The sequence below is a fragment of the Pseudomonas sp. GW456-E7 genome (assembly GCF_059424105.1).
Genome location: NZ_JBWKZB010000001.1, coordinates 207694 through 229678 on the forward strand (window position 1 = coordinate 207694; position 21985 = coordinate 229678).

The window sequence follows — 21985 nt, forward strand, 5'->3', positions numbered from 1 at the left end:
ATCCTTAAAGGAGTGCGGCACATGTCAAAAGGGCATTCGCTACAAGACCCTTACTTGAATACTTTACGTAAAGAGAAAGTTGGGGTGTCCATCTACCTGGTCAACGGTATCAAACTGCAAGGAACGATCGAGTCGTTCGACCAGTTCGTCATCCTGCTGAAAAACACCGTAAGCCAGATGGTCTACAAGCACGCTATCTCTACAGTGGTACCGGTTCGTCCAATTCGTCTGCCTAGCGCAACCGAATCCGATGCAGGTGACGCTGAGCCAGGTAACGCCTGATAGGAGTCTCCTTTGTTCTTTGAGCGCCACGGTGGTGGTGAGCGAGTAATCCTCGTTCACTTGGATGGACAGGACCCTGAGGCGCGCGAAGATCCGCAGGAGTTTCAGGAATTGGCTAATTCGGCCGGCGCCGAGACCGTTGCGTTTTTTAACGTGCCGCGTCATCGGCCAACCGCCAAATTTCTGATTGGCAGCGGCAAGGTCGAGGAGCTACGCGATCTGGTCCATGCCGAAGAAGCAGACCTGGTCATCTTCAATCACGTCCTCACACCCAGTCAGGAACGTAACCTCGAACGTGTCTTCGAGTGTCGCGTGATCGACCGCACCGGTCTGATTCTCGATATTTTCGCCCAACGCGCCCGCACCCATGAAGGCAAGCTCCAGGTAGAACTGGCCCAGCTTGACCACATGAGCACCCGGCTGGTTCGTGGCTGGACCCACCTTGAGCGTCAGGCTGGCGGTATCGGCATGCGTGGCCCGGGTGAAACCCAGCTGGAAACCGACCGTCGTCTGCTCCGGGTTCGCCTGCGGCAGATCAAGGGCCGCCTGGAAAAAGTGCGCAGTCAGCGCGAACAGTCGCGACGCGGCCGTTCCCGTGCCGATATTCCTACCGTGTCCCTGGTGGGCTATACCAACGCCGGCAAATCCACGCTCTTCAATAACGTGACGAAATCCGACGTGTACGCGGCTGACCAGTTGTTTGCCACGCTGGACCCGACCTTGCGCCGTCTGGAACTGGACGACCTGGGGCCGATTGTCCTGGCTGACACTGTGGGTTTCATTCGCCACTTGCCCCATAAGCTGGTCGAGGCATTTCGGTCTACGCTCGAAGAGTCGAGCAACTCCGACCTGCTGTTGCACGTGATCGATGCGGCTGAACCGGATCGCATGTTGCAGATCGAGCAGGTGATGGTGGTGCTGGGCGAGATTGGTGCCCAGGACTTGCCGATCCTCGAGGTCTATAACAAACTCGATTTGCTTGAAGGCGTTGAGCCACAAATCCAGCGCGACGAAAACGGCAGGCCCCAACGGGTCTGGCTCTCGGCACGTGATGGCACAGGTCTGGAATTGCTTGAGCAAGCCATTGCCGAGTTGCTGGGCAGTGAATTGTTTGTCGGTACCTTGCGCTTGCCTCAGCGTTTTGCGCGTCTGCGTGCACAGTTTTTCGAGCTGGGCGCGGTACAGAAAGAAGAATACGACGAAGAAGGTGTCAGCTTGCTGGCCGTTCGATTGCCGCGCTCGGAGCTCAATCGACTGGTCAGCCGTGAAGGCGTTGTGCCGACGGAGTTTATCGAGCAACACACTTTGCAATAAAAGCCTGAGAAAGCGGTTGTGCCGTGGTGACAGGCATTCTGTAGCATTGGTCGGCGCGCCGTGGGTGCGTCTTTGCTTTATCAGATGGAGAGCGCTATGGCTTGGAATGAGCCGGGTGGCAACTCGAATAATCAGGATCCTTGGGGTGGCAAGCGTCGTAACAACGGCGACCGCAAGGGGCCACCGGATCTCGACGAGGCCTTCCGAAAGCTGCAGGAAAGCCTGAACGGTTTGTTCGGTGGTGGTAAGAAACGTGGTGGCGACGACGGCGGTGGTCCGGGCAAGAGTGGCGGCTTTGGCGGCCTGCTCGGCATCGGCCTGGTCGTGTTGGCTGCCGTTTGGCTGTACAGCGCGGTTTATGTCGTCGACGAGCAGGAGCAAGCCGTGGTGCTGCGCTTCGGCAAGTACTACGAAACCGTGGGTCCGGGCCTGAATATCTATTTCCCGCCGATCGACAAGAAGTACATGGAAAACGTCACGCGTGAGCGTGCCTACACCAAGCAGGGCCAGATGCTGACCGAAGACGAGAACATCGTCGAAGTGCCGCTGACCGTGCAGTACAAGATCAGCAACCTGCAGGACTTCGTGCTGAGCGTCGATCAGCCGGAAATCAGCCTGCAGCACGCGACCGACAGCGCCTTGCGCCATGTGGTGGGTTCCACCGCCATGGACCAGGTACTGACCGAAGGTCGTGAGTTGATGGCCAGCGAGATCAAGGAGCGTCTGCAACGCTTCATGGACACCTATCGCACCGGTATCACCGTTACCCAGGTCAACGTTCAGAGCGCAGCGGCACCGCGCGAAGTCCAGGAAGCCTTCGATGACGTGATCCGTGCCCGGGAAGACGAGCAGCGTTCGCGCAACCAGGCCGAAACCTATGCCAACGGCGTCGTGCCGGAAGCCCGTGGTCAGGCCCAGCGCATCCTTGAGGATGCCAATGGTTACCGTGACGAGACCGTCTCGCGCGCCAAGGGTGAGGCCGATCGCTTCACCAAGCTGGTTGCCGAGTATCGCAAGGCGCCTGAAGTCACCCGCCAGCGTCTGTACCTGGACACCATGCAGGAAGTCTTCAGCAACACCAGCAAGGTGCTCGTGACCGGCAACAAGAACGGCCAGAGCAATCTGTTGTACCTGCCGCTGGACAAGATGGTCGAAAGTGGTCGCAACACCAGCACTCCGGTGACCAGTGCGGCAGCCACCAGCAATGAAGCGAATGCGCGTGCGGCAGCTGATCTGCAGCAACAGCAAGCACGTACCAGGGAGAGTCGCTGATGAGCAATAAATCGCTGATCGCCCTTATTGTCGGCGTCGTCGTGGCGATCGCTGCCTGGAACTGCTTCTACATCGTGGCTCAGACCGAGCGTGCGGTGTTGCTGCAGTTCGGTCGCGTGGTCCAGACTGATGTTCAGCCAGGCCTGCATGTGAAAGTGCCTTACGTTAACCAGGTGCGTAAATTTGACGCACGCCTGATGACGCTGGATGCACCGACACAACGCTTCCTGACGCTGGAAAAGAAAGCCGTGATGGTCGATGCCTACGCCAAGTGGCGCGTGAAGGACGCAGAGCGTTACTACACCGCGACTTCCGGCCTCAAGCAGATCGCCGACGAACGTCTGTCCCGTCGTCTCGAATCGGGCCTGCGTGACCAGTTCGGTAAGCGCACCTTGCACGAAGTGGTCTCTGGTGAGCGCGATGCGTTGATGGCGGACATTACTGCTTCGCTGAACAAGATGGCTGAAAAGGAACTGGGCATCGAAGTGGTCGATGTACGGGTCAAGACCATCGACCTGCCGAAAGAAGTGAACCGCAGCGTGTTCGAACGTATGAGCACCGAGCGTGAGCGTGAAGCTCGCGAGCACCGCGCCAAGGGTAACGAGCTGGCCGAAGGCATCCGTGCCGACGCCGATCGTCAACGCCGCGTGCTGCTGGCTGAAGCCTATCGTGAATCCGAAGAGGTTCGCGGTGACGGCGATGCCCAGGCCGCTGCGATCTACTCCAAGGCCTACGGTCAGGATCAGGAGTTCTACGCGTTCTACCGTAGCCTGCGTGCCTACCGTGAAAGCTTCGCGAACAAATCCGACGTCATGGTCCTCGACCCAAGCAGCGACTTCTTCCACTACCTGGAAAAAGCCAAGCCTTGATACGGCGTTGACCTGATTTATCCCCCGCCGGGCGGCTAAAACCTCTGGCGGGGTGATCCTTTGGGAAAACGTGTGTATGATGCGGCAGCCGGGAAATTCCCGGCTTTTTTGCGTCTGCACGTTTGATTGCTGATTTAAAGCAGATGCCGGGCCGATTGGCTCGACAGTTTTTCGAGGAAAGTGGTTGGCGAAGCCGGTAGAAGGGCTTTTCGCTCCGTCGCTCATGCGCGTGGTTTGTGCGCAAGCCGATCATTTTCTGCTTCACTCAAGGCTCGCCGACAGGCTGGTCGCCCGGAGATAGGGGAAGGCGTAATGGCAACGGTAGACCGCTGGCTTCTGCCAGATGGCATCGAAGAAGTACTGCCACCGGAAGCTGCGCGTATTGAAGTCGCGCGTCGTCAGGTGTTGGATCTGTTCCAGAGCTGGGGTTACGAGTTTGTCGTGACTCCCCATATCGAGTACCTGGAATCCCTGCTGACCGGCGCGGGCCAGGACCTGGATCTGCGCACCTTCAAGGTCATCGACCCGCAATCGGGCCGCCAGATGGGTTTCCGTGCCGATATCACGCCGCAAGTGGCGCGCATCGATGCGCATACCCTGCGTCGTGAAGGTCCAAGCCGCCTGTGCTATGCCGGCAGCGTGCTGCATGCTCAGCCGCGTGCCTTGTCGTCCTCGCGCAGCCCGATTCAACTGGGTGCCGAGTTGTACGGCGACGGCAGCCCGAGCAGCGACGTCGAAGTCATCAGCCTGATGCTGGCCATGCTGCAACTGGCCGATGTGCCGGATGTGCACATGGACCTCGGTCATGTCGGCATCTATCGCGGCCTGGCCCGTGCGGCCGGTTTGTCCGGTGAAGTCGAGCAACAGTTGTTCGATGCCTTGCAACGCAAGGCCATCGACGAGGTCATTACCTTGACCGAAGGCTTGCCTGCCGATCTGTCGGGCATGCTGCGGGCGTTGGTCGACCTGTGTGGCGGCCGTGAAGTGCTGGCTGCGGCCCGCGAGCGTCTGGCCAAGGCGCCTGCCCCGGTTCTGGCGGCGCTGGACGACTTGCTGGCAATTGCCGAGCGGCTGTCCGTGCGTTTCCCTGAGCTGCCGCTGTATTTCGACCTGGGCGAGCTGCGTGGCTACCACTACCACACCGGTGTGGTGTTCGCCGTGTTCGTCCCGGGTGTTGGCCAGTCCATTGCCCAGGGCGGTCGTTACGACGACATCGGCGCCGACTTCGGTCGTGCCCGTCCGGCGACCGGCTTTTCCACCGATTTGAAAACCCTGGTGACCCTGGGGCGTGCTGAGATCGAGCTACCGTCTGGCGGTATCTGGATGCCTGACAGTACGGATGCGGCACTCTGGCAGCAGGTTTGCCAGTTGCGCAGTGAGGGTCAGCGTGTCGTTCAGGCCTTGCCTGGACAACCTTTGGCCGCCGCCCGTGAAGCGGACTGCGACCGGCAATTGATTCAGCAGAACGGGCTTTGGCAAGTATCGCCACTGGCTTCTTGAGTTTTCCTGCCGGCTGCCGCCGGCACCAAGTTTGCGCGAATGAGGACAAGTGTTATGGGTAAGAATGTCGTAGTCCTGGGCACCCAATGGGGTGATGAGGGCAAAGGCAAGATCGTTGATCTGCTGACCGAACATGCTGCCGCCGTAGTGCGCTACCAGGGTGGCCACAACGCGGGCCACACTCTGGTGATCGATGGCGAAAAAACCGTCTTGCACCTGATCCCGTCGGGCGTGCTGCGCGAAGGCGTGCAGTGCCTGATCGGCAACGGCGTGGTGGTTGCACCTGACGCCCTGCTGCGCGAGATCACCAAGCTGGAAGAAAAAGGTGTGCCGGTGCGCGAGCGCCTGCGTATCAGCCCGTCCTGCCCGCTGATCCTGTCCTTCCACGTTGCGCTGGACCAGGCCCGCGAAAAGGCCCGTGGCGAGCTGAAGATCGGTACCACCGGTCGCGGCATCGGCCCGGCCTACGAAGACAAGGTTGCACGTCGTGGCCTGCGTGTGGGCGACCTGCTCAACATGCCGCGCTTTGAAGACAAGCTGCGTGAACTGGTGGATTACCACAACTTCATGCTGGTGGGTTACTACAAAGAGCCAGCCATCGACTTCGACAAGACCCTGGCCGAGTGCAAGGAATACGCTGAGCTGCTCAAGCCGCTGATGCTGGACGTGACTGCCGAGCTGCACGACCTGCGTCGCGCTGGCAAAGACATCATGTTCGAAGGCGCCCAAGGCTCCCTGCTGGACATCGACCACGGTACCTACCCGTACGTGACCAGCTCCAACACCACCGCTGGCGGCGTTGCTACCGGTTCGGGTGTCGGCCCTATGTTCCTGGACTACATCCTGGGCATCACCAAGGCTTACACCACGCGTGTAGGTTCGGGTCCATTCCCGACAGAGCTGTTCGACGAAGTCGGTGCGCACCTGGCCAAACAAGGTCACGAGTTCGGCGCGACGACCGGCCGTGCTCGTCGTTGTGGCTGGTTCGACGCTGTTATCCTGCGTCGCGCTATCGATGTGAACAGCATCTCGGGCATCTGCCTGACCAAGCTGGACGTGCTCGACGGTCTGGAAACCATCAACATCTGCGTCGGCTACAAAGACGCAGAAGGCAAGGCCGTTGCCCCGACTGATGCTGACAGCTACGTGGGCCTGCAGCCTGTGTACGAAGAAGTGCCGGGCTGGACCGAGTCGACCGTGGGTGCCAAGACCCTGGAAGAGCTGCCAGCTAACGCCCGTGCTTACATCAAGCGCGTTGAAGAGCTGATCGGTGCGCCGATCGACATTATTTCGACGGGCCCGGACCGCAACGAAACCATCGTTCTGCGTCATCCGTTTGCTTGATAAGTCGTTGATGTAAAACACAAAGGCTCCTTAATCGGGGCCTTTGTCGTATTTGTCTGCAGGACGGCATGACCTTTGCTGTAAATATCCTCAAAAGAATGCCATCAAATTAATGGCGTCCAAGTAGAGGGATTCACAGTGTCGGCCGTTCTCTCACTGTTACAAAGCCGTTTGTTGCGGCCCGTGTTCGTTACTCTGGGTATCGCCCTTTTGGTGCAGGTGCTGGTGGCTGTTGCTCTGACCCGGAGCACGGTGACCGCGCTCGAAGCCGATCTGGGCGCGCGCCTGGGTGCGGACAGTCAAAAACTTTCCGCCGAGCTCGAGCAGGCCGGGCGTGAAGTCACGTCCAGCCTGGACAGCCTTTCTACCAGTACACGTCAGCGCCTCACGGCCGGTTTGTCCTCGCGTCTTGAGGAAGAGCAGGCGCAACTGCGTTCGACCCTGGAAAAGGATCTGAAGGACTCCGCCAACGATATGGCGCAGCTTCTGGCTTCGGTCGCGCCCCGCGCCATGTGGGACAACGACATTCCGACGCTGTCCGAATTCGCCCGCCGGGCCCAGCGTAATCCCAATGTGCTGTTCGTGGTGTATGACGACGCTACCGGTCAGCACCTGACGCGCTACCTCAACCGGGAAAACCCGATCAACAAGGCTCTGCTGGAAAAAGGCCAGGGCGAGCGGGCGCTCGACAAGGTGCTGGATGCAGCGAAGAACGATCCTTCGGTCTTCTACATCGAGGCCTCGATCAACCCCAATGGCGTGGAAATCGGCAAGGTCTTGATGGGGGTCTCGACGGCGTCGGTGGAGACTGATCTGGCGGCCCTCGACAAGCGCTTCTCGGCCTTGATCGCCAGCAGCGATCAACTGGTCGGCGACAGCCTCAAAGGCGCGGCTGCCGACAGTGCAATGGCGATGCGCGCGCGTCTGCAGTCGGCGCAGTCCACCGCGGCTGAAATGAAAGCCAACACCACCAGCACCGTACAGGAAGCCGCTGCAACATTGCGCTGGCGCATCGGCGTGTGTCTGGCGGTCGTGGGTTTTGGTGTCCTGCTGTTGCTGGCGGTGGTGCTCGGTCGTCGAGTGGTCAATCGCCTGAAGATGCTGATCGTTGCCATGGATGACCTGGCAGCGGGTGAGGGCGACCTGACCAAGCGTGTGCAGATCAACAGCAAGGACGAAATCGGCGACATGGCCTCGGCGGTCAATCGCTTTGTGGATAAGTTGCAGCCGATCGTGCGCGAGGCGGGCGATGTGGCTCAGCGTACTGGCGTCGAGATTGGTGCCATGACCCTGCGCAACGCGGGTGCGGACGCAGCGGCTGGCATGCAGCGTGACGAAGTGGCGGAGAGCTTGCGTGCCCTGTCGCAAATGGCGGATGAGGCGCAGTCGGAAAGCCACGCCATGCAGGCGGCGCTCAAGCAGGTGGTGGAGATTCGTCAGGCCACCGATGAAAACACCCGGACCTCGGCGAAAGTCGGCAGCCTGATCGAGGAGCTGGCGGGCCAGGTCAATACCGGCGCCCAGGTGATCGAGCGCCTGGCGCAGCAAAGCCAGCAGATTGAAGTAGTGTTGACGGTGATCCACGGCATCGCCGAACAGACCAACCTGCTGGCGCTGAACGCGGCTATTGAAGCGGCGCGTGCCGGCGAGACCGGGCGCGGGTTTGCGGTGGTGGCAGATGAAGTGCGGGCACTGGCGAGCAAGACGCAGAGCTCCACCGGCGATATCCAGGCGCACATCGTGGCATTGCAGCAGGGCGCGCGCGAGGCGGTCGCGGCAATCGGTCAGGCCGGACGCCAGGCCAACGAAGGTTTGGTGGTGCTGCGTGACAGTGCGCGGTTGCAGCAGTCGGTGCAGGCGTCGGTCGAGCAGGTGCATGCGGCGATCGGCCTGGCGACCCAGGCCGCGGCGCATCAGGCGCAAGGGGCGCAGGCGGTGCGTGGTCGGGTCGAGACCATTCATGCCCAGGCCGAGAAAGCGGCTCAGGCGGTGGTGGAGACCACGGCCAGCGGCAAGGTGCTGGATGGGTTGGCGGCGCAGTTGAAGGCGAGCCTGGGGCAGTTCAGGGCTTAAAAGATCAAAAGATCGCAGCCTGCGGCAGCTCCTACAGGGAAACGCGTATTTCCATGTAGGGGCTGCCGCAGGCTGCGATCTTTTGCTTTGTCAGCGGCTCAAATACATCCGCGTCGTCAGTAGATAAACCGGCAACCCCGACACCACGATCAACAACGCCGCATAAGGCGCAGCCGCCGCAAACTCCACATTCGCAGTATGCGCCCAGACTTCCGTCGCCAGCGTATTCAGCCCCGTCGGACTCAACAGCAAGGTCGCCGTCAGTTCCTTCATCGCATCCAGGAACACCAGGGCAAAAGCCGCGCCCAGTGCCGGGAAAATGATCGGCAGAGTCACTCGGCAGAAAGCACTGAATGATGAGGCGCCCAGCGTGCGCGCCGCTTCTTCAAGCTGCGGTGCCGCCTTGTTCAGGGCGGTGCGGATCGGCGCCTGGGCCAGCGGCAGAAACAGCAGCGCATAGGCAATCAGCAGCAATGCCGAAGTCTGGTAAAGCATCGGCACGTAGTGCAGGGCGAAATACACCAGGGTCAGGGCAATGACCAGTCCCGGCAGGGCATGCAGCAGATAGGGCAAGCGCTCGGCCCAGATCGCCAGTTGGCCCTTGTAGCGCACGACCAGCAGGCCGACCGGCACCGCCAGCACCAGGCACACCGCCGCGCCACCCAGCGACAGCGCGAGGGATGACAGCAATGCTTCGCCGATGGCTGCCATTGGAAAGGCTGCCGATGATCCGACGGCCAGCCAGTAAGCCAGCATGCCCAGCGGAATCCCGCTGCCGACGATTGCCAGCAGCAGGCAATAAAGCTGTCCTGCCACAGCCCAGGGTCCCAGGTGAACCTGTTCCGCGCGTCGCGCCGCGCCCTGGCCGGTGCGCACGTGTCGACCCTTGCCGCGCACGCGCAGCTCCAGCCACAACAGCGCCAGGCACAGCATCAGCAGTACGGCGGAGAGCATCGCTGCGTTGGCATTGCTGAACTCCAATTCGAACTGCTGGTAGATTGCCGTGGTGAAGGTTTGCAGGCCGATGATCGACAGCGCGCCGAATTCCACCAGCATGTGCAGGGCGATCAGCAAGGAACCGGCGAGCAGCGACGGCCAGAGCAGGGGCAGGGTGACCTTGAAGAACACGCCCCAGCGGTTCTGTCCCAGCGTGCGCGCCGACTCCTCCAGTGATGGGTCGAGATTGCGCAGGGTCGCCGCCACCGGCAGGAAAATCAGCGGGTATTTGGAGAGCGTCATCACCAGAATCGCCCCGCCGAGCCCTTCGAAATGAGCGCTCAATGAAACCCAGGTGAAGCTGCTGACAAACGCCGGTACGGCAAAGGGCAGGCACAGGATCACGCCCCACAGGCGTCGCCCCGGCAGGCTGCTGCGCTCCAGCAACCACGCCAGTGACAGGCCGATCACGCCGCAGGCCAGCGTCACGCCGACCATCAGCGCCAGGGTGTTGCGCAGCAGTCCGAACACATAGGGGCGCCACAGCAAATGCAGCGCCTCGGCCCAGCCTGCTTGCCAGGTCTTGAGCCCGACATAGGCCAACGGCAACAGGCTGAGCACCACCAGTAGCAAAACCGGCAGGACCAGCCAGATCGACGGCCGCTTGCGCCGTGGCATGTACCCGCCATGCGCGGAAAGCGATGCGCTCATCAGTTCAGGCCAACTTCACGTTCCAGGTCCAGGGCTTCTTCGGCATTGCCCAGGTCGGCGGGCGTGACTTTCGGTGCTTGCAGCTCGCTGAATGGCTTGAGCCCGCGATCAGATTCCATGCCTTTGTGCAGCGGGTATTCGGCGGTGGTCTGGGTGATCACGCGCTGGCCTTCCTCGCTGGCCATGTAGGCGAGCAATTGTTGTGCTTCTTTGGGGTGTTTGCTGGATTTCAGGACGGCTGCGCTGGACACGGTGATCAGCCCGCCGACGTCGCCGCCGGTGAAGTAGTGCAGTTTCGAATCGAGCTGGCCTTTTTCACGCTGCAAGGCGAACCAGTAGTAGTTGTTGACCAGCACGGTGGCCACTTCGCCATTTTCCACGGCCTTGAGCGCGACCATGTTGTTGCTGTAGGTCTTGCCGAATGCGCGCAGCCCGGTCAGCCATTCTTCGGCAGCGTCCATGCCGTGCACTTTGATGATGGCGACGGCTTGTTCCTGGAAGGCGCCGCTGGTGGGCACGAAGCCGACCTTGCCTTGCCATTTTGGATCGGAGAAGTCCATCACCGAGGTCGGCAGGTCTTTTTCATCAATCAGCTTGGGGTTGTAGGCGACGACGCGCACCCGGGCAGTCACGCCAATCCAGGTGCCATTGCTGGCGACGTATTCCTTGGGCAGAACCGCCAGCGTGGCGTCATCCGCCTTGGTCAGCAGACCTTGTTCGCCAAGTTTGTTCAGTGGCGGCGATTCTTCGGTGTAGATCACGTCGGCAGGGGAGCGATCGCCTTCTTCGACGACCTGGCTGGCGAGCTGGTTGCTGCTGCCTTTTCGTACGTTGACGTGGATCCCGGTCTTGGCTTCGAAGGCTTTGGCGACCGCGTCGCCGACTTCTTTGTGTTGGCCGTTGTAGAGCGTCAGGGAAACCGGGTCGGCGGCTTGGGTGAGGGGAGTGGCAAGTGCCAGGCCGAGCAGGGTGATGGTCAAGCCGCGGCGCAGGGTATTTCGAAACATCATTCGCAGGGTTCCTCACTGTCGCATTGCAAAAACTTGCAACAATGATAAACGATATTGTTTCTCAAATGCGCCCTCGGGTTTGCCGGAGCGACACACAATCCGGTCATGCGGAAATTTTCGAATGCCAGAAACGCAAAAACCCGCTTTCGCGGGTTTTTGTGAAATTCAAGGCCGTAACCTTGAACTTGAATTGGTGCCCAGAAGAAGACTCGAACTTCCACGACCGTAAGGTCACCAGCACCTGAAGCTGGCGTGTCTACCAATTTCACCATCTGGGCATTCATCTTCAGCGTTGCCGCTGTTGATGTGGCGCACTATACGGAGAGCGTTTTGATCTGTAAACCCCTGATTTTAAAAATTAATAAACCAGGGGCCCAGAATGCAAAAACCCGCTTTCGCGGGTTTTTGTGTGAGCCTTGAAATTGAACTAATCTCAAGCTCGAAATTGGTGCCCAGAAGAAGACTCGAACTTCCACGACCTTGCGGTCACCAGCACCTGAAGCTGGCGTGTCTACCAATTTCACCATCTGGGCAGTATCGGCAACGTCTCCGTCGTCGATGGCGCGCACTATACGGAGCGTCTTTTTAACTGTAAACCCCCGGAATCAAAAAAACCTGGAAAATTTCGCCAGCGGTCTTCAAAACAGCTTTGCGGTGTCGATACAGGGCTTTAGATGGGGCGTCTTAGCTTGAAATTTCCCGTTTCATTACGCCTATGCCAAACTAACCCGCATATAGACAAGGTGAAAACTCTCTAATGGCCGATTGGCAGTCCCTCGATCCCGAGGCCGCTCGTGAAGCGGAAAAATATGAAAACCCTATTCCTAGCCGCGAACTGATCCTTCAGCACCTTGCTGATCGGGGTTCGCCTGCTAACCGCGAGCAACTGGTCGAAGAGTTTGGTCTGACCACAGAAGACCAGATCGAAGCCCTGCGCCGCCGCCTGCGCGCCATGGAGCGCGATGCTCAACTCATCTATACCCGTCGCGGCACCTATGCGCCGGTGGACAAGCTTGACCTGATCCTGGGCCGCATCAGCGGTCACCGTGACGGCTTCGGCTTCCTGGTGCCGGACGACGGCAGTGACGACCTGTTCATGAGCCCGGCGCAGATGCGCCTGGTGTTCGACGGTGACCGTGCCCTGGCGCGTGTTTCCGGTCTGGATCGTCGTGGTCGCCGTGAAGGCATGATCGTCGAAGTGGTGTCCCGTGCTCACGAGACCATCGTCGGTCGCTACTTCGAAGAAGGCGGTATCGGTTTCGTCGTCGCGGATAACCCGAAGATCCAGCAGGAAGTGCTGGTGACGCCGGGCCGTAATGCCAACGCGCAGATCGGTCAGTTCGTCGAAGTGAAGATCACTCACTGGCCGACGCCACGCTTCCAGCCGCAAGGCGACGTGGTTGAAGTTGTGGGCAACTACATGGCGCCGGGCATGGAAATCGACGTCGCCCTGCGTACCTATGACATTCCTCACGTCTGGCCTGACGCCGTGCTCAAGGAAGCCGGCAAGCTCAAGCCGGAAGTCGAAGAGAAGGACAAAGAGAAGCGCATCGACCTGCGTCATCTGCCGTTCGTCACCATTGACGGCGAAGATGCCCGCGACTTCGACGATGCGGTCTATTGCGAAGCCCGTCCGGGCAAGCTGCGTCTGTTTTCGGGTGGCTGGAAGCTGTACGTGGCGATTGCCGACGTATCCAGCTACGTGAAGCTCGGTTCGGCGCTGGATGCCGAAGCACAGGTTCGCGGCAACTCGGTGTACTTCCCCGAGCGCGTGATCCCGATGCTGCCTGAGCAACTGTCCAACGGTTTGTGCTCGCTGAACCCGCAAGTCGACCGTCTGGCCATGGTTTGCGAGATGACCATCTCCAAATCCGGTGAAATGACCGACTACTGCTTCTACGAAGCGGTGATCCACTCCCATGCGCGCCTGACCTACAACAAAGTCAGCGCCATGCTGGAAACGCCGAAAGCCACCGAGGCGCGCAAGCTGCGCGGCGAATACACCGACGTCGTGCCGCACCTCAAGCAGCTGTACTCGCTGTACAAGGTATTGCTGGCGGCCCGTCACGTTCGTGGCGCGATCGATTTCGAGACCCAGGAAACCCGGATCATTTTCGGTTCCGAGCGCAAGATCGCCGAAATCCGTCCGACCGTACGCAACGACGCACACAAGCTGATCGAGGAATGCATGCTGGCGGCCAACGTGGCCACCGCCGAATTCCTGAAAAAGCACGAAATTCCTGCGTTGTACCGTGTTCACGATGGTCCGCCGCCGGAGCGTCTGGAAAAGCTGCGCGCCTTTCTCGGCGAGCTCGGCCTGTCCCTGCACAAAGGCAAGGACGGTCCGTCGCCGAAGGATTACCAGGCATTGCTGGCCGGTATCAAGGATCGTCCGGATTTCCACCTGATCCAGACTGTCATGCTGCGTTCGTTGAGCCAGGCGGTGTACAGCGCCGATAACCAGGGCCACTTCGGCCTGAATTACGAAGCCTATACCCACTTCACCTCGCCGATCCGCCGCTACCCGGATTTGCTCACGCATCGCGCAATCCGCAGCGTGATCCATTCGAAGCAGAACACCCCGCACGTTCGCCGTGCCGGTGCGATGACCATTCCGAAGGCGCGCATCTATCCGTACGACGAAGCGGCCCTGGAGCAACTCGGCGAGCAGTGCTCGATGAGCGAGCGCCGTGCCGACGAAGCGACCCGCGATGTCGTGAACTGGCTCAAGTGCGAGTTCATGAAAGATCGCGTGGGCGAATCGTTCCCGGGTGTGATCACCGCCGTGACCGGTTTTGGTCTGTTCGTCGAGCTGACCGATATCTATGTCGAAGGCCTGGTGCATGTCACCGCGCTGCCGGGCGATTACTACCACTTCGATCCTGTGCACCACCGTCTGGCCGGTGAGCGCACCGGTCGCAGTTTCCGCCTGGGCGATACCGTGGAAGTGCGGGTCATGCGCGTCGACCTCGACGAGCGCAAGATCGACTTCGAGATGGCCGAAAAAACCATCAGCGCGCCGATCGGCCGCAAAAAACGCGGTACCGAAAGTGCAGCGCCTGCAGCGAAAGTCGAAGCAGAGCCGGCCCCGGCGAAAACCGGTCGCCGTCCTGCCAAGGAAAAGGCTGTGGAAGCCTATCGCCCGAGCGATGCCGCGGCGAAAAACGCCGAAGTGCGCAAAAGTCGTGAAATGAAACAGGCGTTGCTGGCCGGTGCGAAAAGCGGCGGTAAAGCGGCGTCTGGGGGAAAGACCAGTCGGTCGGCGCCTGACAAGGCCGTCGGCGGCAAGCCAGCCAAACCGAGCAAACATCGTAAAGGCCCGCCAAAAGCGGGCTCGGCTCCAGCCAAGAGTGGCGGGGCGCGTAAACCTAAGGCCAAGCCATGAGTCAGTTGGAAAAGATCTACGGCGTCCATGCTGTAGAAGCGTTGTTGCGTCACCACCCGAAACGCGTCAAGCAGATCTGGCTGGCCGAAGGCCGCAATGATCCTCGGGTCCAGACGCTGATTGAGCTGGCCAACGAAAACCGTGTCCAGGTCGGCCAGGCCGAGCGCCGCGAAATGGACGCCTGGGTTGAGGGTGTGCACCAGGGCGTGGTCGCGGACGTGAGTCCGAGCCAGGTCTGGGGCGAGGCAATGCTCGACGAACTGCTCGATCGCACCGACGGCGCGCCGTTGTTGCTGGTGCTCGACGGCGTGACCGATCCGCACAACCTCGGCGCCTGCCTGCGCTCCGCCGATGCGGCGGGCGCGCTGGCCGTGATCGTGCCGAAGGACAAGTCGGCGACCCTGACCCCGGTCGTACGGAAAATCGCCTGCGGCGCGGCGGAAGTGATTCCGCTGGTTGCCGTGACCAACCTGGCGCGCACCCTGGAAAAGCTCCAGCAGCGTGGCTTGTGGGTTGTCGGTACGGCTGGCGAAGCTGAGGTCAGTCTGTATGACCAGGATCTCACCGGTCCGACCATCCTGATCATGGGCGCCGAAGGCAAGGGCATGCGTCGCCTGACCCGTGAGCATTGCGACTATCTGGTGAACCTGCCGATGGCCGGTAGCGTCAGCAGTCTCAACGTTTCCGTGGCGACTGGCGTCTGCCTGTTCGAAGCGCAGCGCCAGCGCAGCGTCAAAGCCAAGGCTGCCGCCAAGAAATCCTGATCCGGTTGCAGTCCCTGTGGGAGCGAGCTTGCTCGCGATGACGGAGTAACATTCAGCATCAATGTTGAATGGTAGGCCCCCATCGCGAGCAAGCTCGCTCCCACAGTGTTTTGTGGTGTGGCATGAATGTGTGGCTGTTCAAATAATCGCCAATTGCCTTGCGCCTCCCTCATCCCTTCTCTACAATTGCGCCCCTTGCTGTGATGGCAGGCACCAACGTGTCTAGCGTCCGCAAGTCCATAAGTGTCATTCACTCCTTGTCTGACCGCTTTTGAGCGGCAGGCTACAACCCGTAAGGAGCATTCATGCGTCATTACGAAATCATCTTTTTGGTCCACCCGGATCAAAGCGAGCAAGTCGGCGGCATGGTTGAGCGTTACACCAAGCTGATCGAAGAAGACGGCGGCAAAATCCACCGTCTGGAAGATTGGGGCCGTCGTCAACTGGCCTACGCAATCAACAATGTTCACAAGGCTCACTACGTGATGCTGAACGTTGAGTGCACTGGCAAGGCCCTGGCCGAGCTGGAAGACAACTTCCGCTACAACGATGCAGTGATCCGTAACCTGGTCATCCGTCGCGACGAAGCCGTTACCGGCCAGTCCGAGATGCTCAAGGCTGAAGAAAACCGCAGTGAGCGCCGTGAGCGTCGCGACCGTCCTGAGCACGAAGGCGCTGAAAGCGCTGACAGTGATGACAGCGACAACAGCGATAACGCTGACGAGTAATCCACGGACCTTTTAAGGAGCCTATCAAATGGCACGTTTCTTCCGTCGTCGTAAATTCTGCCGCTTCACCGCTGAAGACGTGAAAGAGATCGATTACAAAGATCTCAACACTCTGAAAGCCTACGTATCCGAGACCGGCAAAATTGTTCCAAGCCGCATCACCGGTACCAAAGCTCGTTATCAGCGTCAGCTGGCCACCGCTATCAAGCGCGCCCGCTTCCTGGCCCTGCTGGCCTACACCGACAGCCACGGCCGCTGAGACCGGGCAGTCGACACGTAGCAAAGGATTGAATGCATGCGGGCCATAGCTGAGTTCATCATGCGCGGCCGTATGCAGGCCACTCTGGTAGTGGCTGGATGCGCGGCATTGCCGCTGTTGTATTGGTTGGGTGCTGCCGCCGGATGCCTTGTGCTCCTGCGGCGCGGATTGAGGGACGCCCTGGGCGTTCTTGCTCTGGGACTGCTGCCGGCATTGGCCTGGTGGCTTTACTCCGACGACCCACGGGCACTTCTGGTGCTGCTGGGGGCTGCGAGCCTTGCGTTGGTTTTGCGCGCAAGCGAGTCCTGGAACCGCGTGCTGCTGGTCAGCATAGCGATGGGAGTGGTGTTTTCAGTGGTGTTGGGGACAGCTTTTGCTCCCCAGATCGAGATGCTGGCGCAGGCTTTGATCAAAGTCATGCCGTCGCTACTCGGCGATGTCTACCAGAAGTTGTCGGTAGACGAACAAGCGCGTTTCGCGTCCCTGATTGCACCGGTCCTGACCGGCCTGATTGCGGCGTTGTTGCAAATCGTCAGCTTGCTGAGCCTGCTTGTCGGGCGCTACTGGCAGGCGTTGTTGTACAACCCGGGCGGTTTTGGTCGCGAGTTTCGCGCCATCCGCCTCCCGCTGTTGCCGGCGATGTTGCTGCTGGCGTGCATGCTTCTGGGGCCGAACATCGGTCCGCAGTTGGCCATGTTGACGCCGTTGTGCAGCGTACCGCTGGTGTTCGCCGGGCTGGCCCTGATTCACGGGCTGGTGGCGCAGAAGCGACTGGCCAGGTTCTGGCTGGTGGGGTTGTACGTGACGCTGTTGCTGTTCATGCAACTGATCTATCCGTTGCTGGTGGTCCTGGCCATCGTCGACAGCCTGATTGATTTTCGCGGTCGTTCGGCACCGAAAGATGCCGATAACGCGAACGGTGAAGGTTAAAAGTTAAGAGGATTTTCACATGCAACTGATCCTTCTGGAAAAAGTCACCAACCTGGGCAACCTGGGTGACAAAGTGAACGTTAAGGCTGGTTACGGTCGTAACTACCTGCTGCCTTACGGCAAAGCTACCGCTGCGACCCCAGCCAACCTGGCTGCGTTCGAAGAGCGTCGCGCTGAGCTGGAAAAAGCTGCAGCAGATCGCAAAGCATCGGCTGAAAGCCGCGCTGCCCAACTGGCCGAGCTGGAAGTGACCATCACTGCCACCGCTGGCGACGAAGGCAAGCTGTTCGGTTCGATCGGTACTCACGACATCGCTGACGCACTGACCGCCTCCGGCGTTGAAGTGCAGAAGAGCGAAGTTCGTCTGCCGAACGGCACCATCCGCAACGTAGGCGAATTCGACGTAGCCGTGCACCTGCACGCCGAAGTTGAAGCCACCGTACGCGTTGTCGTGGTAGCAGCTTAAGCAGCACTTGTCGGCTGGCACCCTCGGGTGCTTGCCGGTAACATCGGGCACGATCCTGTTTACAGGTCGTGCCCTTTGTCTTTCTGGCATCCCAGTTTTTAAATTCTGATTCCAAGTGGCCATGAACGAAATCTCCGCTCCCGAGCAATACGATCTGCAAACTGCCGCGCTGAAAGTGCCGCCGCATTCCATCGAGGCCGAACAGGCCGTGCTCGGTGGTCTGATGCTGGACAACAACGCCTGGGAGCGCGTGCTCGATCAAGTCTCCGACGGTGATTTCTATCGACATGACCACCGCCTGATCTTCCGCGCGATCGCCAAACTGGCCGATCAGAACATGCCGATCGACGTCGTGACCCTGTCCGAGCAACTGGACAAGGAAGGCCAGACCTCGCAAGTCGGCGGCCTCGGCTATCTCGGCGAGCTGGCGAAAAACACCCCGTCCGTCGCCAACATCAAGGCCTATGCCCAGATCGTTCGCGAGCGGGCGACGCTGCGCCAGTTGATCGGCATCAGCACCGAAATCGCCGATAGCGCTTTCAATCCGGAAGGCCGTACCGCCGCCGAAATTCTCGATGAAGCCGAGCGCCAGATCTTCCAGATTGCCGAAGCCCGGCCAAAAACCGGTGGCCCGGTGGGCGTCAACGACCTGCTGACCAAGGCCATCGACCGTATCGACACCTTGTTCAACACCGACAACGCCATCACCGGCCTGTCCACCGGCTATACCGACCTCGACGAGAAAACCAGCGGCCTGCAACCGGCCGACCTGATCATCGTTGCAGGTCGTCCGTCCATGGGTAAAACCACCTTTGCGATGAACCTGGTGGAAAACGCCGTGCTGCGTAGCGAGAAGGCCGTCCTGGTGTACTCCCTCGAGATGCCAGGCGAATCGCTGATCATGCGTATGCTGTCTTCCCTCGGCCGCATCGACCAGACCAAGGTGCGTTCAGGTCAGTTGGAAGACGACGACTGGCCGCGCCTGACCTCGGCGGTCAACCTGCTCAACGATCGCAAGCTGTTCATCGACGATACCGCGGGCATCAGCCCGTCGGAAATGCGCGCCCGGACCCGCCGTCTGGTGCGCGAACACGGCGATGTCGGCCTGATCATGATCGACTACCTGCAGCTGATGCAGATTCCGGGTTCCAGCGGTGACAACCGGACCAACGAGATTTCCGAGATCTCCCGATCCCTGAAAGCCCTGGCCAAGGAATTCAACTGCCCGGTGGTGGCGCTCTCGCAGCTCAACCGTTCCCTGGAACAGCGGCCGAACAAGCGCCCGGTGAACTCCGACTTGCGGGAATCCGGAGCGATCGAGCAGGACGCCGACGTGATCATGTTCGTGTATCGCGACGAGGTGTATCACCCGGAAACCGAGCACAAGGGCATCGCCGAAATCATCATCGGCAAGCAGCGGAACGGGCCGATCGGCTTTATCCGCCTGGCCTTTATCGGTAAGTACACCCGATTCGAGAATCTCGCGCCGGGTAGCTATAACTTCGATGATGATGAGTAAGTTGTAGCGACTGTGCGGGCCTCTTCGCGAGCAGGCTCGCTCCCACAGGAACTTCATTCAACCTGTGGGAGCGAGCCTGCTCGCGAATGAGGTTCCACCAATTTCCGACCACAGCCGTCGGAATTGGTCAAAATTTGTGCTATATTCCGCGCCCGCGAAATTCAATGAAAGCCAACACCGGTTATCGACATGCAAGCAGCCAAGCCGTTATTTGACTATCCCAAGTACTGGGCCGAATGTTTCGGGCCAGCGCCGTTCCTGCCCATGAGCAGGGAGGAGATGGATCAGCTCGGCTGGGATTCCTGCGACATCATCATCGTCACCGGTGATGCCTACGTCGATCACCCGTCGTTCGGTATGGCGATCATCGGCCGGCTGCTGGAGTCCCAGGGCTTCCGCGTCGGGATCATTGCCCAGCCGAACTGGCAGTCCAAAGACGACTTCATGAAGCTCGGCGAGCCGAACCTGTTCTTCGGTGTCGCGGCCGGCAACATGGACTCGATGATCAACCGCTACACCGCGGACAAGAAAATCCGTTCCGACGATGCCTACACGCCGGGTGGCCTGGCCGGCAAGCGTCCGGACCGCGCCAGCCTGGTCTACAGCCAGCGCTGCAAGGAAGCCTACAAGCACGTGCCGATCGTGCTCGGCGGCATCGAAGCGTCGCTGCGCCGCATCGCGCATTACGACTACTGGCAGGACCGCGTGCGCAACTCGATCCTGATCGACGCCAGCGCCGACATCCTGCTCTACGGCAACGCCGAGCGCGCGATCGTCGAGGTCGCCCAGCGTCTGTCCTACGGTCACAAGATCGAAGACATCACCGACGTGCGCGGGACCGCGTTCATCCGTCGTGATACGCCGCAAGGCTGGTACGAAGTCGACTCCACGCGCATCGACCGTCCGGGCAAGATCGACAAGATCATCAACCCGTACGTCAACACCCAGGACACCCAGGCCTGCGCCATCGAGCAGGAAAAAGGTCCGGTTGAGGATCCGCAAGAAGCCAAGGTCGTGCAGATCCTCGCCAGCCCGCGCATGACCCGCGACAAGACCGTGATCCGTCTGCCGTCGGTGGAAAAGGTCCGCAATGACGCGGTGCTCTACGCCCACGCCAACCGCGTGCTGCACCTGGAAACCAACCCGGGCAACGCCCGCGCCTTGGTCCAGAAGCACGGCGAAGTCGACGTCTGGTTCAACCCGCCACCGATTCCGATGACCACCGAAGAAATGGACTACGTGTTCGGCATGCCTTATGCGCGCATTCCGCACCCGGCGTACGGCAAGGAGAAGATCCCGGCCTACGACATGATCCGTTTCTCGGTGAACATCATGCGTGGCTGCTTCGGCGGCTGCACCTTCTGCTCGATCACCGAGCACGAAGGGCGGATCATCCAGAACCGTTCCCACGAGTCGATCATTCGCGAAATCGAAGAAATTCGCGACAAGGTTCCCGGTTTTACCGGCGTAATCTCCGACCTCGGTGGCCCGACCGCGAACATGTACCGCATCGCCTGCAAGAGCCCGGAAATCGAATCCGCGTGCCGCAAGCCATCCTGCGTGTTCCCGGGCATCTGCCCGAACCTGAACACCGACCACTCGGCGCTGATCCAGCTGTACCGCAGTGCCCGTGAATTGCCGGGTGTGAAGAAGATCCTGATCGCTTCCGGCCTGCGTTATGACCTCGCGGTCGAGTCGCCGGAATACGTTAAAGAGCTGGTGACCCACCATGTCGGTGGTTACCTGAAGATCGCCCCGGAACACACCGAGGAAGGTCCGCTCAACCAGATGATGAAACCGGGCATCGGCAGCTATGACAAGTTCAAGCGCATGTTCGAGAAGTACTCCAAGGAAGCGGGCAAGGAGCAGTACCTGATTCCGTACTTCATCGCCGCCCACCCGGGCACCACCGATGAAGACATGATGAACCTGGCTCTGTGGCTCAAGGGCAACGGTTTCCGCGCCGACCAGGTGCAGGCGTTCTACCCGTCGCCGATGGCCACCGCCACCGCGATGTACCACTCGGGCAAGAACCCGCTGCGCAAGGTCACCTACAAGAGTGACGCGGTGACCATCGTCAAGAGCGAGGAGCAGCGTCGTCTGCACAAGGCGTTCTTGCGTTATCACGACCCGAAAGGCTGGCCGATGCTGCGTGAAGCACTGACCCGCATGGGTCGCGCCGACCTGATCGGGCCGGGCAAGAACCAGTTGATTCCTTTGCACCAGCCGTCGACCGACAGCTACCAGAGCGCCCGTCGCAAGAATTCGACGCCAGCCGGCAGCCATAAAGTGGCCAAGGAAAAGACCACCAAGATCCTCACCCAGCACACTGGCCTGCCACCGCGTGCCAGCGATGGCGGCAACCCGTGGGACAAGCGCGAACAGGCCAAGGCGGCGGCGTTCGCCCGCAACCAGCAGGCGGCCAAGGAACGCAAGGACGCGGCCAAGGGCAAGGGGCCGAAGCCGGCTCGCAAGCCCGTCGTACCGCGCTAAGCCTCGCCTGCGCTGAACAGAACGCCAACCTTCGGGTTGGCGTTTTGCATTCCGGGCTTGAAAGGTATGCGAGGGCTGCTGGCCCCTTCGCGAGCAAGCCCGCTCCCACAGGTTTAGAGGCGTTCGCAAA

17 protein-coding genes and 2 tRNA genes are annotated in these 21985 nt (G+C 60.3%); 15 read left to right on the forward strand and 4 right to left on the reverse strand.

Features of this window, described 5'->3' with window-relative positions:
* Positions 1-21 precede the first annotated feature (21 nt).
* From hfq to AC07YV_RS00925, 7 genes are all read left to right on the forward strand, one after another.
* Positions 22-282 carry an RNA chaperone Hfq gene (gene hfq, locus AC07YV_RS00895; RefSeq protein ID WP_003221112.1) on the forward strand — a complete coding sequence of 87 codons (261 nt, stop codon included), beginning with the start codon at positions 22-24 and terminating at the stop codon, positions 280-282.
* Positions 283-294: 12 nt separating this feature from the next.
* The gene (gene hflX, locus AC07YV_RS00900) at positions 295-1596 is read left to right on the forward strand and encodes a ribosome rescue GTPase HflX (RefSeq protein ID WP_095964699.1); all 1302 of its coding nucleotides are present in this window, start codon (positions 295-297) and stop codon (positions 1594-1596) included.
* Between the two features lie 96 nt (positions 1597-1692).
* Positions 1693-2868 carry an FtsH protease activity modulator HflK gene (gene hflK, locus AC07YV_RS00905; protein ID WP_102698659.1) on the forward strand — a complete coding sequence of 392 codons (1176 nt, stop codon included), beginning with the start codon at positions 1693-1695 and terminating at the stop codon, positions 2866-2868.
* Positions 2868-3737: a protease modulator HflC gene (gene hflC / locus AC07YV_RS00910; RefSeq protein WP_007973264.1), complete on the forward strand. Its 870-nt coding sequence runs from the start codon at positions 2868-2870 to the stop codon at positions 3735-3737. Before hflK ends, hflC begins: the two co-directional genes overlap by 1 nt.
* Positions 3738-4049: 312 nt before the next feature.
* Positions 4050-5237 carry an ATP phosphoribosyltransferase regulatory subunit gene (locus AC07YV_RS00915; protein WP_007973265.1) on the forward strand — a complete coding sequence of 396 codons (1188 nt, stop codon included), beginning with the start codon at positions 4050-4052 and terminating at the stop codon, positions 5235-5237.
* Between the two features lie 54 nt (positions 5238-5291).
* Positions 5292-6581, forward strand: a complete 1290-nt coding sequence (locus AC07YV_RS00920; RefSeq protein WP_007973267.1) for an adenylosuccinate synthase — start codon at positions 5292-5294, stop codon at positions 6579-6581.
* Positions 6582-6719: 138 nt separating this feature from the next.
* Positions 6720-8654 carry a methyl-accepting chemotaxis protein gene (locus AC07YV_RS00925; protein ID WP_102698660.1) on the forward strand — a complete coding sequence of 645 codons (1935 nt, stop codon included), beginning with the start codon at positions 6720-6722 and terminating at the stop codon, positions 8652-8654.
* A 90-nt stretch (positions 8655-8744) separates the two neighbouring features.
* Here AC07YV_RS00925 and AC07YV_RS00930 read toward each other — a convergent pair whose 3' ends face one another.
* The 4 genes from AC07YV_RS00930 to AC07YV_RS00945 all read right to left on the reverse strand — a co-directional run bounded on the left by AC07YV_RS00930 (position 8745) and on the right by AC07YV_RS00945 (position 11844).
* On the reverse strand, positions 8745-10301 hold the full coding sequence (locus AC07YV_RS00930) for an ABC transporter permease (RefSeq protein WP_102698661.1): 1557 nt from the start codon (positions 10299-10301) through the stop codon (positions 8745-8747).
* The gene (locus AC07YV_RS00935; protein WP_102698662.1) at positions 10301-11311 is read right to left on the reverse strand and encodes an iron ABC transporter substrate-binding protein; all 1011 of its coding nucleotides are present in this window, start codon (positions 11309-11311) and stop codon (positions 10301-10303) included. The genes AC07YV_RS00930 and AC07YV_RS00935 overlap by 1 nt, the downstream gene beginning before the upstream one ends.
* Before the next feature lie 191 nt (positions 11312-11502).
* Positions 11503-11589: transfer RNA gene (locus AC07YV_RS00940), tRNA-Leu, on the reverse strand.
* 168 nt (positions 11590-11757) lie between these two features.
* Positions 11758-11844: transfer RNA gene (locus AC07YV_RS00945), tRNA-Leu, on the reverse strand.
* A 224-nt stretch (positions 11845-12068) separates the two neighbouring features.
* On the opposite strand from AC07YV_RS00945, the gene rnr reads away from it, so the two are divergent.
* From rnr to AC07YV_RS00985, 8 genes are all read left to right on the forward strand, one after another.
* Positions 12069-14696 (forward strand): ribonuclease R, encoded by a 2628-nt coding sequence (rnr, locus tag AC07YV_RS00950; protein WP_102673156.1) that lies wholly within the window; start codon positions 12069-12071, stop codon positions 14694-14696.
* The gene (gene rlmB, locus AC07YV_RS00955; protein WP_007973273.1) at positions 14693-15460 is read left to right on the forward strand and encodes a 23S rRNA (guanosine(2251)-2'-O)-methyltransferase RlmB; all 768 of its coding nucleotides are present in this window, start codon (positions 14693-14695) and stop codon (positions 15458-15460) included. The genes rnr and rlmB overlap by 4 nt, the downstream gene beginning before the upstream one ends.
* Positions 15461-15765: 305 nt before the next feature.
* Complete coding sequence (rpsF, locus tag AC07YV_RS00960; protein ID WP_008048087.1) at positions 15766-16188, forward strand: 30S ribosomal protein S6; 423 nt, start codon at positions 15766-15768, stop codon at positions 16186-16188.
* A 28-nt stretch (positions 16189-16216) separates the two neighbouring features.
* The gene (gene rpsR / locus AC07YV_RS00965; RefSeq protein WP_002551829.1) at positions 16217-16447 is read left to right on the forward strand and encodes a 30S ribosomal protein S18; all 231 of its coding nucleotides are present in this window, start codon (positions 16217-16219) and stop codon (positions 16445-16447) included.
* Positions 16448-16483: 36 nt separating this feature from the next.
* Entirely contained in the window at positions 16484-17377 is an 894-nt protein-coding gene (locus tag AC07YV_RS00970) for a YybS family protein (protein ID WP_102698663.1), read from the forward strand.
* A gap of 19 nt (positions 17378-17396) precedes the next feature.
* Positions 17397-17843 (forward strand): 50S ribosomal protein L9, encoded by a 447-nt coding sequence (gene rplI, locus AC07YV_RS00975; protein WP_007973276.1) that lies wholly within the window; start codon positions 17397-17399, stop codon positions 17841-17843.
* A gap of 121 nt (positions 17844-17964) precedes the next feature.
* Entirely contained in the window at positions 17965-19362 is a 1398-nt protein-coding gene (gene dnaB / locus AC07YV_RS00980) for a replicative DNA helicase (protein ID WP_007982038.1), read from the forward strand.
* Positions 19363-19551: 189 nt separating this feature from the next.
* Positions 19552-21855 (forward strand): YgiQ family radical SAM protein, encoded by a 2304-nt coding sequence (locus tag AC07YV_RS00985; protein WP_102698664.1) that lies wholly within the window; start codon positions 19552-19554, stop codon positions 21853-21855.
* The last annotated feature ends 130 nt before the right edge of the window (positions 21856-21985 follow it).

Excerpts from the sequence above, each read along its gene's own strand:
- AC07YV_RS00935 (WP_102698662.1), bottom strand. The coding sequence starts at position 11,311 with ATGATGTTTCGAAATACCCTGCGCCGCGGCTTGACCATCACCCTGCTC.
- rpsR (WP_002551829.1), top strand. The coding sequence starts at position 16,217 with ATGGCACGTTTCTTCCGTCGTCGTAAATTCTGCCGCTTCACCGCTGAA.
- rlmB (WP_007973273.1), top strand. The coding sequence starts at position 14,693 with ATGAGTCAGTTGGAAAAGATCTACGGCGTCCATGCTGTAGAAGCGTTG.
- AC07YV_RS00930 (WP_102698661.1), bottom strand. The coding sequence starts at position 10,301 with ATGAGCGCATCGCTTTCCGCGCATGGCGGGTACATGCCACGGCGCAAG.
- rnr (WP_102673156.1), top strand. The coding sequence starts at position 12,069 with ATGGCCGATTGGCAGTCCCTCGATCCCGAGGCCGCTCGTGAAGCGGAA.
- AC07YV_RS00915 (WP_007973265.1), top strand. The coding sequence starts at position 4,050 with ATGGCAACGGTAGACCGCTGGCTTCTGCCAGATGGCATCGAAGAAGTA.
- hflK (WP_102698659.1), top strand. The coding sequence starts at position 1,693 with ATGGCTTGGAATGAGCCGGGTGGCAACTCGAATAATCAGGATCCTTGG.
- AC07YV_RS00970 (WP_102698663.1), top strand. The coding sequence starts at position 16,484 with ATGCGGGCCATAGCTGAGTTCATCATGCGCGGCCGTATGCAGGCCACT.
- hfq (WP_003221112.1), top strand. The coding sequence starts at position 22 with ATGTCAAAAGGGCATTCGCTACAAGACCCTTACTTGAATACTTTACGT.
- dnaB (WP_007982038.1), top strand. The coding sequence starts at position 17,965 with ATGAACGAAATCTCCGCTCCCGAGCAATACGATCTGCAAACTGCCGCG.
- rpsF (WP_008048087.1), top strand. The coding sequence starts at position 15,766 with ATGCGTCATTACGAAATCATCTTTTTGGTCCACCCGGATCAAAGCGAG.
- hflC (WP_007973264.1), top strand. The coding sequence starts at position 2,868 with ATGAGCAATAAATCGCTGATCGCCCTTATTGTCGGCGTCGTCGTGGCG.
- AC07YV_RS00985 (WP_102698664.1), top strand. The coding sequence starts at position 19,552 with ATGCAAGCAGCCAAGCCGTTATTTGACTATCCCAAGTACTGGGCCGAA.
- rplI (WP_007973276.1), top strand. The coding sequence starts at position 17,397 with ATGCAACTGATCCTTCTGGAAAAAGTCACCAACCTGGGCAACCTGGGT.
- AC07YV_RS00920 (WP_007973267.1), top strand. The coding sequence starts at position 5,292 with ATGGGTAAGAATGTCGTAGTCCTGGGCACCCAATGGGGTGATGAGGGC.